Raw genomic sequence first — 17,654 nt, 5'->3', positions numbered from 1 at the left:
CATCGGGCAACCGGTCGATTCATGTCGGGCGCGGCATGGCAGCCATGCCGTATGGTTCAGGTTGTTATGCCCCTCGGCCCTCCCATTTCACAGGCACGATTTTTCCGAACGCCGCGGCTCGGCGCAACAGTCTACTCTTTTTGTGTAGAACAGACCCCTACTCCGCCGCGCCAGGGATTTCCATCCCGCTGGCCGACTTGTGGTTCCCCTTCGGGAATTGTTCGGCCAAGTCTTTGTACCAGTGACCGCTCTTCTTGACGGTGCGAATCTGGGTCTCATAGTCCACATGGACGATGCCGAAACGCATCCTATAGCCTTCCGCCCATTCGAAATTGTCCATCAGGCTCCAGGCGAAATAGCCGCGCATCGGATAACCCTTGCCGATCAGGTCGGCGGTCACCGACAGGTGATCGGCGATATAGTCGAGCCGGGGCTGGTCGTCGACGACGCCGTTCTCGACGCCCATATTGTAGCAGGCGCCGTTTTCGGTGATGTAGCAATCCGGAAGCTTGTAGCGAGCGTTGAGCGTCTCCACCAACGCCCCGAGCGCCGGCGCATGGACTTCCCAGCCGATATCCGTCTTCACGTCGCTGACCGGCTTTGCATTGACCGTCGCTGGATATTCGGCGCCGGCAGCCGTATCATGCGAAACGCGCATCGGCGTATAGTAGTTGAGTCCCCACCAGTCGAGCGGCCGCGAGATCGTCGTCATGTCGCCGTCCTCGATCGCCGGCATCCGAGGCCCGAGCGCCGAGAGGAAGCCCTCGGGATACTCGCCCTTGAAGATCGGTCCGAAGAAGACGCCGTTGTGGAAGTCGAAGGCACGCTCGGCGGCCGCCTTGTCCTCTGCGCTATTGCTGCCGGCATAGACCGAGTGGGCATTGATGACGATGCCGACCGGCAGGTCCGGCCGTTCCGAGCGGATCGCCTCGACGCCGAGGCCGTGGGCGAGATTGGTGAAATGCAGTGCGGCGAGGGCCGCGTCCATGTTGCGTTCGCCCGGCGCGTGGATGCCGTAGAGGTGGCTGAGCCACACCGAGCACCAGGGCTCATTGAAGGTCGCCACCGCATCGAGCCGATCACCGAGGCGGGCAATCACCGTCTTCGCATAGCGCTGATAGGCATAGGCGGTTGTGCGCGCTGTCCAGCCGCCGTCGCCCATCAGCGCCAGCGGCAGGTCCCAGTGATAGAGCGTCGCAAAGGCCTTGATGCCGCGGGCCTTCAGTCCGTCGACAAGGCGGTCGTAGAAGTCCAGCCCCTTCTCATTGATCGGCCCGGTGCCTTCCGGAATGATCCGCGGCCAGGCGGTCGAGAAGCGGTAGGCCTCGACGCCGAGGCTTTTGATGAGATCGAGGTCCTGTTCGAGGCGATTGTAATGATCGCAGGCGACGTCGCCGTTGTGACGCTCGAAGACGCGGCCGGGCATGTTGGAGAAGGCGTCCCATATCGACGGCTTGCGCCCGTCCGCCTTGCTGGCGCCCTCGATCTGGAAGGAAGCGGTGGCCACGCCGAAGACAAAGTCGCCGGGGAAGCGTTCTGCAAGTTTCTTGGCTTCGATCATCGTTTTGTCCCGTCGTCTGCCGGGTGGCGCCGAGCAGGCGCCACAACATCATTTCCGTTCTGGCCGTGGCCTACCGCGGCGCCGGCAAATGTCAACCCGGCCGAGGGGCGAACTGCCTCGCCCTCGATGAGCGTGCGTTTCAAACCTTGGTCCAGGCGCCGTTACGCTGCGAAGACCGCACGCAGGCATCGACGAAGATCATGCCCTTCATGCCATCGTCTATCGTCGGATATGTGACAGCCGGGTCCACCGTCTCGCCATTCCGCTTGGCGTAGATGGCACGGGCGGCCTCCGTGTAGATATTGGCGAAGCCTTCGAGATAGCCTTCCGGATGACCCGAGGGAACGCGCGAGACGCGGGTTCCTGCCGCTGAGGCGCCGGCTCCGGCGCGCGTCAGCAGGCGCTTCGGCTCGCCGAACGGCGTGTACCAGAGGTAGTTCGGATCCTTCTGCGTCCATTCGAGACCGCCCTTGGTGCCGTAGACGCGGACCATCAGGCCGTTCTCGTGCCCGGGCGCCACCTGGCTGCACCAGAGCATGCCCTTGGCCCGCGCGCCGCCCTTCTCCTTGAAGCGCAGCATCACATGGGCATTGTCGTCGAGCTGGCGGCCGCCGACGAAGCTGTCGAGATCGGCCGCAAGTTCGTCGAGCTCGAGCCCGGACACGAAGCAGCCGAGATTGTAGGCATGCGTGCCGATGTCGCCGGTCGAGCCGCCGGCGCCGGAGCGGGCCGGGTCGGTCCGCCATGCCGCCTGCTTCTGGCCGGACTGCTCGATATTCTCGGTCAGCCAGTCCTGCGGATATTCCATCTGCACCAGGCGGACGGCGCCGATCTCGCCACTCGCGATCATCTCGCGCGCCTGCCGCACCATCGGATAGCCGGTGTAGTTATGCGTCAGCACGAAGAGCGCGTCGCTTTCCTCGGCCGCCCTCTTCAGCTTCTTCGCATCGGCAAGCGTCGAGGTCAGCGGCTTGTCGCAGATCACGTGAATGCCGCGCTTCAGAAACTCCTTCGCCGCAGCGTAGTGGACGTGGTTCGGCGTGACGATCGCCACCGCTTCGATGCCGTTCTTCAGCTTCGCCTCGCGGATCGCCATCTCCTTGAAATCCGAATAGACGCGCGACGAGTCGAGCCCAAGCTCGCGCCCCGAGGCCTGGGCCTTCTCGGGCGTCGACGACAGCGCGCCCGCGACCAGCTCGTAATGGTCGTCGAGCCTCGCGGCGATCCGATGCACCGCGCCGATGAAGGCGCCCGAGCCGCCGCCCACCATGCCGAGCCGGATCCGCTTTTGCCGGGTTTCCGTGTTGCTTCCCTCGATTGCCATCGTGCTTCTCTCCTGAAATGTTTGCAATGGAATTGCCCCTCATCCGCCTGCCGGCACCTTCTCCCCGCAGGCGGGGAGAAGGGACTCGCGGCGACGCCTCCTCGTGCGGCAGCGAAAGGTGGGGCAAGTCCCCTCTCCCCGCCTGCGGGGAGAGGGTTAGGGTGAGGGGCAGACGATTTGGAGCCCTTAATTTAGATCCCCAACATCCGCCGATTCGCCGCCTCGTCCGTGCCGCTGTCGGCGAAATCGTCGAAGGCTTTTTCGGTGACGCGGATGATATGTGCCTTGACGAACTCCGCCCCCTCGCGCGCGCCGTCTTCCGGGTGCTTCAGGCAGCATTCCCACTCGACCACCGCCCAGCCCGCGAAATCGTTAGCCGCCATTTTCGAGAAGACCGCGCCGAAGTCGACCTGGCCGTCGCCGAGCGAACGGAAGCGGCCGGCACGGTTCACCCAGCCCTGGTAGCCGCCATAGACCCCCTGCCGGCCGGTCGGATTGAACTCCGCATCCTTGACGTGGAACATCCGGATGCGATCCTTGTAGATGTCGATATTGTCGAGATAGTCGAGGCACTGCAGCACGTAGTGCGACGGGTCATAGAGCATGCAAGCACGGGCATGATTGCCGGTGCGCTCCAGGAACATCTCATAGGTGATGCCGTCATGCAGGTCCTCGCCCGGATGGATCTCGTAGCAGACGTCGACGCCGCAATCCTCAGCATGATCGAGGATCGGCTTCCATCGCCGGGCGAGCTCGTCGAAGGCGGTCTCCACCAACCCCGCGGGACGCTGCGGCCAGGGATAGACGAAGGGCCAGGCGAGCGCGCCGGAAAAGCTTGCCATCGCATCGAGGCCGAGGTTCTTCGAGGCGGTCAGCGCCAGTTTCACCTGTTCGACCGCCCATTGCTGGCGCGCGCTCGGTTTGCCGCGCACCTCTGGCGCCGCAAAACCGTCGAACGCCTCGTCATAGGCGGGATGCACCGCCACCAGCTGGCCCTGCAGATGCGTCGAAAGCTCGGTAATCTCGACGCCGCTGTCACGCGCCTTGCCGGCGATCTCGTCGCAATAGGTTTTCGATTCCGCCGCCTTCTTCAGGTCGAAGAGCCGGTCGTCCCAGCTCGGAACCTGCACGCCCCTGTAGCCGCAATCGGCGGCCCACTTGGTGATCGAATCCCACGTGTTGAAGGGCGCCGCATCGCCAGCGAACTGCGCAAGAAAAAGCCCCGGTCCCTTGATGGTCTTCATGCAAAATTCCTCCTGGGTGGATCGGTTTTCTGACATCGGCCTGGCGGTCGAGTGATATTTTTGGCGTTTCGCCCCGCAATTTTCGCGGTATCTTAAATACCTGCAACGTTACAGGAGCGAGAAACTAGCAGATTCTTCGCGAGGGGCAATGGGCTTCCGTCCTGTCGCGAAGAGGATCGGATGACATCCGCGGCTGCGTCACGAATGCAGTGATGAACCGCAAGTAGCGGCTGACAGGCATGATGAATCCAACTGCCCGCCAGCCCGCTTCGAACCCTCCTCCCGCGTCAAACGTAGCGGTTGACGACGTTCTCCAGATATTCCTGCCTGCCGGATTTCGGCTGCGGATTGAGGTCGGCCTTGCGCACCCAGGCTTCGATCTCCTCGAGCGAGAAGCCACCATCGAGCATCTTCTTGGCCTCCGGCACGTTCCAGCCGGCATAGCGCTTTTCGAGCGGTGCGGAGAGCGCCTTGTCCTCGATCATCTTTGCGGCCGCCTTGAGGCCGCGCGCGCAGCAGTCCATGCCGCCGATATGGCCGATCAGCAGATCCTCCGGATCGATCGACTGGCGGCGCAGCTTCGCGTCGAAGTTCGTGCCGCCGGTCTTGAAGCCGCCGCCTGCGAGCACGTGGTAATAGGCAAGCGCCATTTCCGGAACGTTGTTGGGGAACTGATCAGTGTCCCAGCCGGACTGGTAATCGTTGCGGTTCATATCGATCGAACCGAAGATGCCGAGCGCATTGGCAAGCGCCAGCTCGTGCTCGAAGGAATGGCCGGCGAGGATCGCGTGGCCCTGCTCGATATTGACCTTCACCTCGTTTTCCAGGCCGTACTTCTTCAGGAAGCCGTACACGGTCGCGACGTCGAAATCGTATTGGTGCTTGGTCGGCTCCTGCGGCTTCGGCTCGATCAGGATCGCGCCCTTGAAGCCGATCTTGTGCTTGTACTCGACGACCAGGTTGACGAAGCGGCCGAGCTGGTCGAGCTCGCGCTTCATGTCGGTGTTGAGCAGCGTCTCGTAGCCTTCGCGTCCGCCCCAGAGCACATAGTTCTCGCCGCCGAGCCGCTGCGTCGCGTCGATGCAGGTCTTCACCGTCGCCGCGGCAAAGGCGAAGACGTCCGGATCCGGATTGGTCGCCGCACCGCCCATATACCGGCGGTTCGAAAAGAGGTTCGCCGTGCCCCAGAGCAGCTTGGTGCCGGTTGCGGCCTGCTTCTCGGCGAAGTAGTCGACGATCTCGTTGAGATTGCTGGTGTTCTCGGCGAAATTCCGGCCTTCGGGACGAACGTCGGCGTCATGGAAGCAATAGAAGGGCACCCCGAGAAGCTGGAAGAACTCGAAGGCAACATCGGCCTTCAGCTTCGCAGCGTCCATCGAGTCCTTGAACCACGGACGTTCGAAGGTCTGGCCGCCAAACGGGTCGCCGCCCGGCCAGACGAAGGTGTGCCAGTAGGCTACGGCAAAGCGCAGATGGTCTTCCATCCGCTTGCCGAGGACGATCTCGTCCGCATTGTAGTGGCGGAAGGCGAGCGGATTGGTGCTCTCCGGCCCTTCATATTTGATCTTGGCGATATCGCCGAAAAATCCGGTGCTCACGGCTGTCTCCTTGTCCTGGACTGTTGCCGGCCGTTTTGTGCGGAACGCGGCCATCTGGTGGAAAGTAATCGTTTTCATTTCAGGTTCGGTGCGACCGGCAGTCCTGCCGACCGGGATTGATTAGGCCGTCGCTCCCTTGATGGCAGGGTAAAGCCGGCGGTAGCGCTGGTAGGCGTCCTCATAGGCCGCCACCAGCGAGGCATCCGGCGCGATCGTCGCCGCCGTTGCCGGGGCGAAGCAGGTGGCGACCGGGTCGGCGCCGGTCGCAGCGATCAGCCCGAGCCGAGCCGCACCGAAGGCCGCGCCGAAATCGCCGTCGGCCGGCAAGTCGACCGGCAAATCGAGCGCCGTTGCGATCGACTTCAGCCAGTAGCGCGACCTCGAGCCGCCGCCGATCGCCGTGACGCGGTTGAGCGTCGTACCGGCGGCCCGCAACGCCTCCAGACTGTCGCGGATGGCGAAAGACACGCCCTCCAGCACCGCTTGCGTCAGTGTGGCCCGGGAGCTCTCATGGCCGAGACCGGCAAAGGCGCCGCGGATCGCCGCGTCGTTGTGGGGCGTTCGCTCGCCGGAAAGATAGGGAAGGAATGTCACGGGACCCGGCGTCCTGAGCGTGTCACCGAGTTCGCCGGTGAGGTCCGCAGCGCTTCTGCCCGTAACGCCCGAATGCCAGTTGAGCGCATCGGTTGCCGAGAGGATCACCCCCATCTGGTGCCAGGTGTTCGGCAGCGCATGGCAGAAGGCGTGGACGGCGCTCTCAGGATTGGGAAGATAGCTGGCATTGGCGGCGAACAGCACGCCCGATGTGCCGAGCGAAACAAAGGCGTGGGCCTCGCCGACCGTGCCCATTCCGCAGGCCGACGCCGCATTGTCGCCGGCGCCTCCGGCCACGACCACACCGGACCCCATGCCCCACCGGTTCGCAAGTTCCGGCCGAAGCGTGCCGGCACTGTCCGTTCCCTCGACCAGCTCCGGCATCTGCCGCTTCTCAAGACGGGTGGCGGCAAGCAGGCTCTCAGACCACTTCCGCTTGCCCGTGTCGAGCCAGGATGTGCCGGCGGAGTCCGACATCTCCGAAATATGCTCGCCGGTCAGCCACAGGCGGAGATAGTCCTTGGGCAGGAGCACCCAGCGCACCCTGGCGAAGATCTCCGGCTCGTTTTCGCGCACCCAGGCAAGCTTCGGCGCCGTGAAGCCGGGGAAGACGATATTGCCGGTCAGGGCGCGGAACTGCGGATCACTGTCGAGGGCCGCCGCCTCACGGAAGCTGCGCGTATCGTTCCAGAGAATGCAGGGTCGAAGGACCGCGTCGTTTTCGTCGAGGAGCGTCGCGCCATGCATCTGACCGGAGAGGCCGATGCCGCGCACCGCCGCAAGCGCCTGCGGATGCGCCGCCTTCAGCCCGGCGACCGCCTCTTCCGTCGCCCGCAGCCAGTCGGCAGGGTCCTGCTCCGACCAGCCGGGCTGCGGCCGCGACACGTCGAGCGCGGCCGAGGCGGAGCCGATGATCTTCTGCTCGCCGTCGATCAGCATGGCCTTGACGCCGGACGTGCCGAGATCCAGTCCGAGATACATTTGGTCCTCCTATGCCTGCCCGTTCGGCAGGTTGTCTTTCAGGAATATGTCGATGCGAATGCGTTCCTGCGCCTCGATCACCGGCAGCCCGTCCGCCTTGGCCTTCAGCACTCGGATGGCACTGCGGATTTCGTGGCCTGCGTCCTGGTTGAGCAGGACGTCGATCGTTCCGGAAAGAAGGGCCGCGCGGCTATGGGGCGTCAGTTCGTGCGCAATCGCACAAACCGCTTCGGCCTTGCCGGCCTTCTCGAGCGCGGCAACGAGACCGCGATTGCCCGCACCGAGGCTGTAGATGCCGGCAAGATCCGGATGGCGCTCGATGAGTCCGCCGACGAGTTTCTCGACGAGAGCCGCATCGTCCTGCCCCTCGACGACGGGCAGCAGCAAGCGGGTTTCGAAGCATTCGTGCATGACCGCCTGAAAGCCTTCCAGCCGCTCCCTGTGGTCGCGCACGAGCATCGAGCCCGCCACCACCGCGACCGGCCCGGCACGATCGCCGAGGAAGCGGCCCATCAGGTTTCCGGCGGTGCGCCCTGCGGCGATATTGTCGACGCCGGCGAAGTGATCGCGCGTCGATCCCGGCAGGTCGGAAACGAGGGTGACGACGGCAATCCCCTCCTGGCGCAGCTCTTCCACGGCGCGCACCACCTCAGGCGCATCGACCGCAACCACGGCGACGCCGGCGGGCCGTTGCCGTCGCGCCTCCGCCAGTGCATCCGCCAGGGCGGACGCGTCAAAAGCGGGAACGCAGCGAATGGTGATTTCGGTCCGCTCCGACGCCAAGTGCGCCTTGGCGGCCCTCACCTCGGCCTCCAGCCCGCGCATGAAGGAATTTTCGCCGGCGGGCAGGATGAAATTCAGCGAATAGCCGCGGCCTTTGGCAAGATTGGCGGCGGCAACGTCACGCACATAGCCAAGCGTCGCGATCGCCTGCTCGACCTTGCCGCGCGTCACGGCACGGACACCGGGGCGATTGTTCAACACCCGGTCGACGGTCGCCAGGCTGACGCCCGCCTCGGCGGCGATATCGTGAACGGTCGGTCGCATTTCTTCCTCCTCGCGACACCCCTTAGAGGAAGTTTTGATGTACGTAAATCAAAATATCGCGCGTGACTGGAAGGCCATGGAAATAGGCGTCCAACCTCAGTCGAATCGCTTGCTGAATGCATGGGTGAAAATAGCGTGGCCCGCCTCCCCACGCGCTTCTCCGAAAGCGACATCCAGGAACTTCTCGGTGGCCCGAACCAACGCAAAGCCGCCGAGATAGGCCGCCTTTGGCTTGAAGACGTCGATTTCGCCGGCCCGATAGGCCATCACCCGGTCATGTTCGTGACCGTGGAAGAGCCCGACGACGTTGGAGCCCTTCAGCGTCGCGAGCAGCGCATCGCGCTCGGCCGGGCTCCACCAATGCGGCTCGCCATCGCCCTGATCGTCGAAAGTTCTCGCCGCGGCGTCCCAGACCTCGGTCGAGAACGCATCCCAACCATAATGCTGGAATAAGACGACCGGGCGTCCGTCGGCAGCATAGGTAGCGAGATCGCGCTTCAGCCATGGCAGGCCGCTCACCGCGCCCTTGTTCTCGTCACCGCCGAAGCGCTGCAATTGCACCAGATGGAGGCCGCCCCAGTCCCAGGAATAATTGTCCGATAGCGGATCGTAGTTGGTGACGGGCACCGGCGGCCTGTAGAACACCGACTGGCGATGGGTGAGTTCCACATAGTCGCGCAATTCGCGGCGGTACCAATCGACATTCGGTGGTGCGCCATCCTGATCGAGATCATGGTTTCCAAGCCCGACATAGACGGGATAGTGGATATGATGCGGCCCGACACCGTGCTCGTATCGGCTCTGGAACTGCTGCAGCTGCCGCCCTTCGCGCGGCTCGCGAACCTGGCCGCCGCCGTCGTCGGTGATATCGCCGCCGAGCACCAGGCCGGACGGCCGGGCGATCTTCGTTCCGGCGCTGGCAAGACCGCTCGTTTTTCCGTCGATCGTTTCCGGCCAAAGCTGCCCCGGAAGGCCGTTGAGCGCCGCAATGTGGCGCAACAGATTGGCGTCCGTCTTGCCCTCCTGTTCGCAATTCGGCGCAAGGCCTTCCGTCGAAACGAGGCAGGCATGGATGTCATTGGAAAAGAGGAATGTGGTGTCGACCGGGGACCGGGTTGCCGTACGTCCATTGCCTGCGACCAGCGAGAGACCGAACCCCGCCGCACCGGCAAGAAACATCCGCCTGGACGGCTGAAGGAATGCATTGTCGTTCACGGTGTTTGCGCTCCCACCCAGCCGTCTTGCTCGACAACATATCGAAAAGGCGGATAAATGGAATTCTGTAGAGAGGCTGGTCGTCCGTAAAGCAATTCGCATCCGCGGTGCGCACTTTGCCCCTCTCCTCGGGTTTAACCCAGGGTTTAACCCGAGGACTAGCCCTCTCCCCGCGCGCGGGGAGAGGGGACTTGGGGCGGCGCGGCATTTCCCTTCTCCCCGCTCGCGGGGAGAAGGTGGCGGCAGCCGGATGAGGGGCAAAGCCGGCTTTCCCCGTGCCGCTAGTGCCCGCCCCCGCCTGGCCCGGCGCCCTCCGGCTTCTTGATCATCAGCACGCCGAGCACCATCGCCAGGAACAGCGCGGTCAGGATCAGGAACACGTCGATGAAGGACAGGATCACCGCCTGTTGCTGAACCATCTGGGCCAGTTGCTTGACGGCAGCGGTCGCGCCGTCGAGGCCGTAGGCGTTGAAGTTCGACGCCATGTTGTTCAATCGATCGACCGCCTCCGGCTTGCCCCACTGGATATGCTCGGCGAGGCGGGCGTAGTGGAGATCCTGGCGCTGCGTGAGGATCGTATTGATGATCGCGAGGCCGACGGCGCCGCCGAGATTGCGGGTCAGGTTGAAGAGGCCGGAAGCGTTGCGGATGCGTGCCGGCGGCAGCGTGCCGAGCGCGATATTGTTGATCGGCACCATGCAGAGCATCAGCGAGCATCCGCGCAGGATCTGCGGGACGAGCAGTTCCCAGAAGTCCCAGTCGGCGGTCAACTGGCTCATCGTCCAGGTGCCCGCCGCAAACCCGGCAAAGCCGATGGTCATCAATACGCGCGGGTCGAGTCGACCGGCCAGGAAACCCGCGACAGGGGCCGTGAGGAACATGGCGAGGCCGGAGACGAACATCGTCTCGCCGATCATCAGCGAATCATAGCCGCGGATACGCCCGAGATAGAGCGGATAGAGGTAGGTGAGCCCGTAGAGGCCGATGCCCATCACGAAGGAGAACAGCGAGCCGAAGGCAAAATTGCGATTGGCGAAGGCCCTGAGATCGACCACCGGAAACTCGACCTTGAAGGCCCTGTAGAAGAAAATGGCGGCGGCAATCGTCGTGGCGACCGCCCCGATGACGATGTGATCGTCATTGAACCAGTCGTTGGCATTTCCCTCCTCCAGCACATATTCGAGCGAGCCGAGGAAGACCGCCATGGAGAACAGCCCCCACCAGTCGAACTTCTTCATCAGCCCCAGCTCCGGCTCGTCGAAGTCGATGAAGATCCAGGTCAGCGTCGCGACGACGATGCCGGGAATGACGTTGACGAGGAACAGCCAGTGCCAGGAAAAGGCATGGCTCAGATAGCCGCCGACCGTCGGACCGATGGTCGGAGCGAGAGTGGCGATGAGGCGATGATCGGCGAGACGATGTTGCGCTTGGACGGCGGGAAGATCGTGAAGGCGGCCGCGAAGACCGAGGGAATCATGCCGCCGCCGATGAAGCCCTGGATCGCCCGGTAGACGATCATCTGGTCGATATTGGTGGCGGTTGCGGCGAGCGCGCTGGAGGCGGTGAAGCCGGCGGCGGCGACGGAAAAGAGCACGCGCGTCGAGACGATGCGGGCGAGCGTCCCCGACAGCGGGATCATGATGACTTCGGCGATCAGGTAGGAGGTCTGAACCCAGCCGATCTCGTCCGATCCGGCGGAAAGTCCCGCCTGGATCTCGGCGAGCGAGGCCGAGACGATCTGGATATCGAGGATCGCCATGAACATGCCGACGACCATCGCGAAGAAGGCGATGAGCCGCCGCGGATCCATGCGTTCCTCCGCCCCGGCGCCGCTTGTCGCCGCCGGGCTCGCTGTTGCCGTCGCAGCCATCTCCGCTACTCCTTCGCGCGCCTACTTCGCCTCGGCGACCTTCGCGGCTTCCGGCGCCGTGCGGGTATCGACGTCGACCACGACGCTCAGGCCCGCCCTGAGGTTGCCTTTGGCAAGCTCGTCGGCCGGAAGCGTGATCCGAACCGGCACGCGCTGGATGACCTTGGTGAAGTTGCCGGTGGCGTTCTCGGCCGGCAGCAGCGAGAAGACCGAGCCGGAGGCCGGGGAAATCGATGCGACGGTGCCCTCGATCGGGTGCTCGTCATAGGCATCGACATGGACCTGGACCTTGGAGCCCGGGACCAGATGGGCGATCTGCGTTTCCTTGAAATTCGCGTCGATGTAGAGCTGGTCCACCGGCACCAGCGCGGCAAGGCGCTGCCCGGCGGAGACCAGGTCGCCGACCTGGACGGAGACATTGCCGATGACGCCGTCATAGGGCGCCTTGAGCACGGTGAAGCCGAGGTCGCGGTTCGCCTTGTCACGAGCAAGTTCCAGCGAACGGATCGTGCTTTCCGATTCCGCGCGCTGCGCCTCGAGCACGGTGATATTCGCCTTGGCCGCGGCGATATTGGCTTCGGCGCCGACGAAATTTGCCCGCGCCTGATCGAGCGCGACCTGGGCGCTGTCGCGCGACGCATCCGTTCCAAAGGCCTTCGACTGCAGGTCGCTGGCGCGCTTCTGCGTGAGCTCAGCGCCTCTAACGGTCGCTTCGAAGGCTTTCTTCTGCGCCTCGGCCTGGCTGAGGCTCGCCTTGGCGCCGGCAATCTGCGCATCGAAACGGCTCAGCGCCAGCTTCTGCGTCGCGATCTGCGCCTCGGCCTGTTCCGCCGCAATCCGGTAGTCGCCATCTTCGAGCGTGACGAGCGGATCGCCTGCCTTCACGTGCTGGTTGGCGACCACATCGACCTTGGCAACATAGCCGGAGACCTTCGGAGAGATCGTCGCGATGTCGCCCTCGATATAGGCGTCGTCGGTCGAAACCATGAAGCGGCCGTTGGTCCACCAGTCGTAGCCGTACCAGGCCCCGGCCGCGAGCAAAGCCAGCCCGATGGCAGGCAGGATCGGCTTGCGGCGCTTCTTGGCAGGCACGGCAGCCTCTGCAGCCGGCCGCTCCGTCGCCGGTGGCGCTTCACCGGTCGGCGCCTTGGCCTCTGTGCTAGGAACATCGACGACTTCGAAATCGTCGCCGACAGGACGGACTCGCGCAACGCTGGAGGTACTGGAAGCGGACATGGGACACCGTTTCGGCTAAATTAGCTAAATTGAACTGAACCGTTCGGTTCGATTACTCTTGACGTAATGGCTTTCACGCCGCATATCAAGAGAAAATCGAACCAAGCGGTTCGAATTGGCTATCAAAGCGAGAAAAACCTGCGGGGGCGCTCCCCGCGCCCTTGCTTTTTATCGGAATCGATCACGTTTATGGTTTTGGAGTTGGTTCCAGATCATCGTGATCTACACGAGATAAACGTCCGGCGATCATGACGTCAGCGAAAAGCGCACAGCAGGAAAAGCCCCTGCAGCACCAGGAGCAACAGCCTTCGAGCGGGCGGCGCGCCGCCGGCGAGGATCCGGTCAAACGCGAGCAGATTCTCGAAGGCGCCAAACGCGTTTTCATGCGCAGCAATTTCGACGCAGCCAGCATGAACGACATCACCCGCGAGGCGGGCGTCTCGAAGGGCACGCTCTACGTCTATTTCGAGAACAAGGAAGACCTCTTCGAGGCGCTGATCGCCCGGGAGCGCAGCCGTATCGTCAGCAGCATCAAGCAGTCGCTGAACGACATCGAGCCGATCGAGGAAGCGCTGCACGATTTCGCCGTGACGCTGGTGACCAGCATAACGTCCGATTACACGATCCGTGCAATGAGGACCGTGCTCGGCGTGATCGACCGCATGCCGCGGCTCGCCCAGCGCTTTTTCACCGCCACGCCGGAAAACGGCTATACGGTGCTGAAGGCCTATCTCGAGCAGCAAGTGGCGGCAGGCACGCTGTCGATCGACGATACGGAACTGGCCGCCAAGCAGTTCATCGAACTTTGCATGGCCGGCCTCTTCAAGGGTCGCCTGTTCGGCATGTGCGACGCCGTCCCGGCCGAAGTAATCGAAAAGAACGTCGCCTCGGCCATCCGCGTCTTCATGGCCGCCTACGGCCGGCGCGACGCGCGCTAATGGCAACACGCAGGCACTGCCTAAGCCGGGCTGCACATTTGCAGGCGGTTGCCGAATGGGTCGTAGAAGCTCGCAAAGGTGACGAAGCCGGGAAATACCTGTGCGTCCTCGCACTGGACACCGCGGCGGCGCAGTTCGTCGACGGCCGCATGGCAATCCTCGACATTCAAGACAAGGGTCGTCCCCGCCGACGGTACCCAGCCGCTCTCGGCCAAAGTCACCGAAACATTGCCATCCGCGCCGCCGGCGGAGAACTCGATCCAGCCGGCCTCGGGCAGGTCATAGAGCGGCGGTCCGAATCCGAGCACGTCGCCGTAAAACCAGCGGGCGCGGTCAAGGTCCGTCACTGATATCGAGACCACATTGATGCCGCGAAAGAGAGGGCCGGTCGCTGCCATGGCTCCGAATGTAGGCGGCGAAATCCATTCGTCGAGCTGCTACAGTTTTTATCGGGAAGCACAAAGGGCCAGTGAACTGAATTTGCCGTCGACCGGCCGCGCCCACTAAATCGAGCAACCGTGATCAAACACGTCCTCGCACAAGTCCGTAGAGCTGGGTCGCTACCACGGGAGTGAACATGAGTGCCATCGGACGGGCGATCTGGTTCATCGAGAGCCATTTCGCGAAGGATATAACGCTGGATCAGATCGCCGACGCCGCCGGCCTGTCGCGCTATCACTTATCGCGCGTCTTCGGTCTGTCGACCGGCCGCTCGATCAGCGCCTATATCCGCGGGCGCCGCCTGAGTTCGGCGGCACTTCTGCTGGCGAACGGCCACTCGACCATTCTCGAGGTGGCCCTCGATGCGGGCTACGGCTCGCACGAGGCATTCACCCGTGCCTTTCGCGAGCAGTTCGGCATGACGCCTGAATCGATCCGCAAGCAAGGGCACGTTCGCAACATCGAATTGACGGAGCCCATCAGGATGGACGATACGCGCAATCTGAAAATCGAACCGCCGCGCTTTGAGGAAGGCCTTCCCTTGCTGCTCGCCGGCCTTGAAGAAACCTATGCTTACAATCGCACGGAAGGAATTCCTTCGCTCTGGCAACGCTTCAATGCCCATTTCGGTCACATTCCCGGCCAGCGCGGCAATGTCGCCTATGGCGTCTGCACCCATGCGGATGCGGAAGCCGGAAGCTTCCGCTACATGGCGGCCGTCGAAGTCGAGGACGTGGACGCGCTGCCGAACGGGTTCTCCACCTTGAGGCTGCCCAAGCAGCGCTATGCGGTGTTCCTGCATCGCGGCCACATCTCGGCCATCTCGACCACGGCCCACGAGATCTTCGGATCGTGGTTTCCGCAATCCGGTCTCGAGCATGGAGACGCCCCCGATCTCATCGAACGCTACGACGAGCGGTTCGATCCGGATTCCGGCATCGGCGTCGTCGAGATGTGGGTTCCGATAAAGCAGTAAACGGTAAAACGCTGCCGCAAAGCCGCGGCAGCGCTTGCTACTTCGGCGCTACTCCTTAAATACTGCGGCGAGCTTGGCGCGGCGACGCGCCCTGGAGGGAAAAGCGTGTGCGGTTTTCGCCCGCATTCCGCTCTGGTTTGTTGGAACCGGTCACGTTCGTCAGAAAGGAACAGTTCGCCGATGCAGGAAATCCTCACGCTCGCTCAAAGCCCCGAGGCTTGGGTCGCGCTCATTACGCTCATTGTGATGGAGGTCGTCCTTGGCATCGACAACCTCATCTTCATCTCCATCCTCACCAACAAGTTGCCCGCCGAGAACCGTGTCAGCGCCCGGCGTATCGGTATCGGGCTGGCGCTGGTCATGCGACTGGGCCTGCTCGGCACGATCGCCTGGATCGTGCAGCTCACCCAGCCGGTCTTCGAAGCCTTTGGCCATGGGTTCTCCTGGAAGGATATGATCCTGATCGCCGGCGGCCTCTTCCTCGTCTGGAAGGCGACCAAGGAAATCCACCACAATGTCGACCCGAGCGACCATGACGAAGACTTCATCGCCAGTTCGGCGATCAACAGCTTCACGGCGGCGATCGGCCAGATCCTGCTGCTCGACCTCGTCTTCTCCGTCGACAGCATCATCACAGCCGTCGGCATGACCCCGCATCTGCCGATCATGGTCATCGCCGTCGTTGTCGCGGTAACCGTGATGCTGGTTGCCGCCAACCCGCTTGCGAACTTCATCGAACGGAACCCGACGATCGTCATGCTGGCGCTCGCCTTCCTCCTGATGATCGGCACGACGCTGATTGCCGAAGGCATGGGCTTCCACGTGCCGAAAGGGTACGTCTACGCCGCGATGGCCTTCTCGGCCCTCGTCGAAATCCTCAACATGATCGCCCGCAACGCGCGCCTGAGAAAGCAGCAGGCCACGAAGCTGCAATAAGAGCCGCAACAGCGACGCATTGCGAAGAGGCCCGCATTCACGCGAATGCGGGCCTCTTTCCGTTGACATGCGGGACTTTCTATGGTCTCACCCCTGCCGACTGGAATAGCCCGCCGATGCCGCTCAAGCGGCACCCTTGCGGGCCTTCCTTCCCATAAAATGCGCGCCCGCAAGCTGGTAGGCATTCCGGCAAGGGCTCAAGAGCACGTCAAGACGGGCAAACACCATGGCAGATTCTGCAGTCCGGGTACGCATCGCACCCTCCCCCACCGGCGAACCGCATGTCGGCACCGCCTATATTGCGCTGTTCAACTATCTCTTCGCCAAGAAGCACGGTGGCGAATTCATCCTGCGCATCGAGGACACCGACGCGACGCGCTCGACGCCGGAATTCGAGAAGAAGGTGCTCGACGCGCTGAAATGGTGCGGGCTCGAGTGGTCGGAGGGTCCGGATATTGGCGGCCCCTATGGCCCGTACCGCCAGAGCGACCGCAAGGACATCTACAAGCCGTTTGTCGAGAAGATCGTGGCAAGCGGCCACGGCTTCCGCTGCTTCTGCACGCCCGAGCGGCTGGAAGAAATGCGCGAAGCGCAGCGCGCCGCCGGCAAGCCGCCGAAATATGACGGTCTGTGCCTGGGCCTTTCTGCCGAGGAAGTGACCTCGCGCGTTGCCGCTGGCGAACCCCATGTGGTGCGCATGAAAATCCCGACCGAGGGTACGTGCAAGTTCCACGACGGCGTCTATGGCGATGTCGAAATTCCGTGGGACGCGGTCGACATGCAGGTGCTTTTGAAGGCCGACGGCATGCCGACCTACCACATGGCGAACGTCGTCGACGACCACCTGATGAAGATCACCCATGTCGCACGCGGCGAGGAATGGCTCGCCTCGGTGCCGAAGCACATCCTGATCTATCGGTATCTCGGCCTCGAGCCGCCGAAGTTCATGCACCTGTCGCTGATGCGCAATGCCGACAAGTCGAAGCTGTCGAAGCGCAAGAACCCGACCTCGATCTCCTATTACACGGCGCTCGGCTACCTGCCGGAAGCGCTGATGAACTTCCTCGGGCTGTTCTTCATCCAGATCGCCGAGGGCGAGGAACTGCTGACGATCGAGGAACTGGCTGAAAAGTTCGATCCGGAAAACCTGTCGAAGGCCGGCGCGATCTTCGATATCCAGAAGCTCGACTGGCTGAACGCCCGCTGGATCCGCGAGAAGCTTTCCGAGGAGGAGTTTGCAGCGCGTGTCTTCGCCTGGGCATCGGAGAACGATCGCCTCAAGGAAGGCCTGAAGCTCTCGCAGTCGCGTATCTCGAAACTCGGCGAATTGCCGGACCTCGCGGCCTTCCTCTTCAAGTCGGATCTCGGCCTGCAGCCTGCCGCCTTCGCCGGCGTGAAGGCCTCGCCGGAGGAAATGCTGGAAGTCCTGAGCGCCGTTCAGCCGGATCTCGAAAAGATCCTTGAGTGGAACAAGGAGTCGATCGAGGCGGAACTGCGCGCCAGTGCCGAGCGGATGGGCAAGAAGCTGAAGGCCGTCGTCGCGCCGCTCTTCGTCGCCGTATCCGGTTCGCAGCGTTCGCTGCCGCTCTTCGATTCGATGGAGCTGCTCGGCCGCGCCGTGGTGCGCCAGCGCCTCAAGGTGGCGGCCCAGGTCGTCGCCTCCATGGTGGGCAGCGGAAAGTAAGGACGACAC

13 protein-coding genes and 1 pseudogene are annotated in these 17,654 nt (G+C 63.2%); 4 read left to right on the top strand and 10 right to left on the bottom strand.

Features of this window, described 5'->3' with window-relative positions; genetic code table 11:
- Positions 1-157: 157 nt before the first annotated feature.
- The 9 genes and pseudogenes from AU381_RS18920 to AU381_RS18880 all read right to left on the bottom strand — a co-directional run bounded on the left by AU381_RS18920 (position 158) and on the right by AU381_RS18880 (position 12,670).
- Positions 158-1,561 (bottom strand): GH1 family beta-glucosidase, encoded by a 1,404-nt coding sequence (locus AU381_RS18920; protein WP_064243284.1) that lies wholly within the window; start codon positions 1,559-1,561, stop codon positions 158-160.
- 139 nt (positions 1,562-1,700) lie between these two features.
- Positions 1,701-2,885: a Gfo/Idh/MocA family protein gene (locus AU381_RS18915; protein ID WP_064243283.1), complete on the bottom strand. Its 1,185-nt coding sequence runs from the start codon at positions 2,883-2,885 to the stop codon at positions 1,701-1,703.
- 191 nt (positions 2,886-3,076) lie between these two features.
- The gene (locus tag AU381_RS18910; protein ID WP_064243282.1) at positions 3,077-4,129 is read right to left on the bottom strand and encodes a sugar phosphate isomerase/epimerase family protein; all 1,053 of its coding nucleotides are present in this window, start codon (positions 4,127-4,129) and stop codon (positions 3,077-3,079) included.
- Positions 4,130-4,416: 287 nt separating this feature from the next.
- Complete coding sequence (gene xylA / locus AU381_RS18905; protein ID WP_064243460.1) at positions 4,417-5,727, bottom strand: xylose isomerase; 1,311 nt, start codon at positions 5,725-5,727, stop codon at positions 4,417-4,419.
- A gap of 120 nt (positions 5,728-5,847) precedes the next feature.
- Positions 5,848-7,302 carry a xylulokinase gene (xylB, locus tag AU381_RS18900; RefSeq protein WP_064243281.1) on the bottom strand — a complete coding sequence of 485 codons (1,455 nt, stop codon included), beginning with the start codon at positions 7,300-7,302 and terminating at the stop codon, positions 5,848-5,850.
- A 9-nt stretch (positions 7,303-7,311) separates the two neighbouring features.
- A complete protein-coding gene (locus AU381_RS18895; RefSeq protein ID WP_064243280.1) occupies positions 7,312-8,349 on the bottom strand; it encodes a LacI family DNA-binding transcriptional regulator in 1,038 nt (345 codons plus the stop codon).
- A gap of 96 nt (positions 8,350-8,445) precedes the next feature.
- A complete protein-coding gene (locus AU381_RS18890) occupies positions 8,446-9,528 on the bottom strand; it encodes a metallophosphoesterase (protein ID WP_064243279.1) in 1,083 nt (360 codons plus the stop codon).
- A gap of 317 nt (positions 9,529-9,845) precedes the next feature.
- Positions 9,846-11,434: pseudogene (locus AU381_RS18885) on the bottom strand (DHA2 family efflux MFS transporter permease subunit).
- A 21-nt stretch (positions 11,435-11,455) separates the two neighbouring features.
- Positions 11,456-12,670: an HlyD family secretion protein gene (locus AU381_RS18880; RefSeq protein WP_064243278.1), complete on the bottom strand. Its 1,215-nt coding sequence runs from the start codon at positions 12,668-12,670 to the stop codon at positions 11,456-11,458.
- Between the two features lie 248 nt (positions 12,671-12,918).
- Between AU381_RS18880 and AU381_RS18875 the strand changes: the two genes are divergently transcribed.
- Positions 12,919-13,608, top strand: coding sequence for a TetR/AcrR family transcriptional regulator (locus AU381_RS18875; RefSeq protein WP_064243277.1), 690 nt, complete (start codon positions 12,919-12,921; stop codon positions 13,606-13,608).
- 20 nt (positions 13,609-13,628) lie between these two features.
- Here AU381_RS18875 and AU381_RS18870 read toward each other — a convergent pair whose 3' ends face one another.
- On the bottom strand, positions 13,629-14,006 hold the full coding sequence (locus tag AU381_RS18870) for a VOC family protein (RefSeq protein WP_064243276.1): 378 nt from the start codon (positions 14,004-14,006) through the stop codon (positions 13,629-13,631).
- A gap of 179 nt (positions 14,007-14,185) precedes the next feature.
- Between AU381_RS18870 and AU381_RS18865 the strand changes: the two genes are divergently transcribed.
- The 3 genes from AU381_RS18865 (at position 14,186) to gltX (ending at position 17,645) form a co-directional block, all read left to right on the top strand.
- A complete protein-coding gene (locus tag AU381_RS18865; protein ID WP_064243275.1) occupies positions 14,186-15,025 on the top strand; it encodes an AraC family transcriptional regulator in 840 nt (279 codons plus the stop codon).
- A 180-nt stretch (positions 15,026-15,205) separates the two neighbouring features.
- A complete protein-coding gene (locus AU381_RS18860) occupies positions 15,206-15,961 on the top strand; it encodes a TerC family protein (RefSeq protein WP_064243274.1) in 756 nt (251 codons plus the stop codon).
- Between the two features lie 226 nt (positions 15,962-16,187).
- Positions 16,188-17,645 carry a glutamate--tRNA ligase gene (gene gltX, locus AU381_RS18855; protein ID WP_064243273.1) on the top strand — a complete coding sequence of 486 codons (1,458 nt, stop codon included), beginning with the start codon at positions 16,188-16,190 and terminating at the stop codon, positions 17,643-17,645.
- Positions 17,646-17,654 lie beyond the last annotated feature (9 nt).

This window comes from Sinorhizobium glycinis, assembly GCF_001651865.1.
GTDB lineage: Bacteria > Pseudomonadota > Alphaproteobacteria > Rhizobiales > Rhizobiaceae > Sinorhizobium > Sinorhizobium glycinis.
Note: the sequence above shows the minus strand (reverse complement) of the source record. Positions and strands in the feature narration are given on the sequence as shown.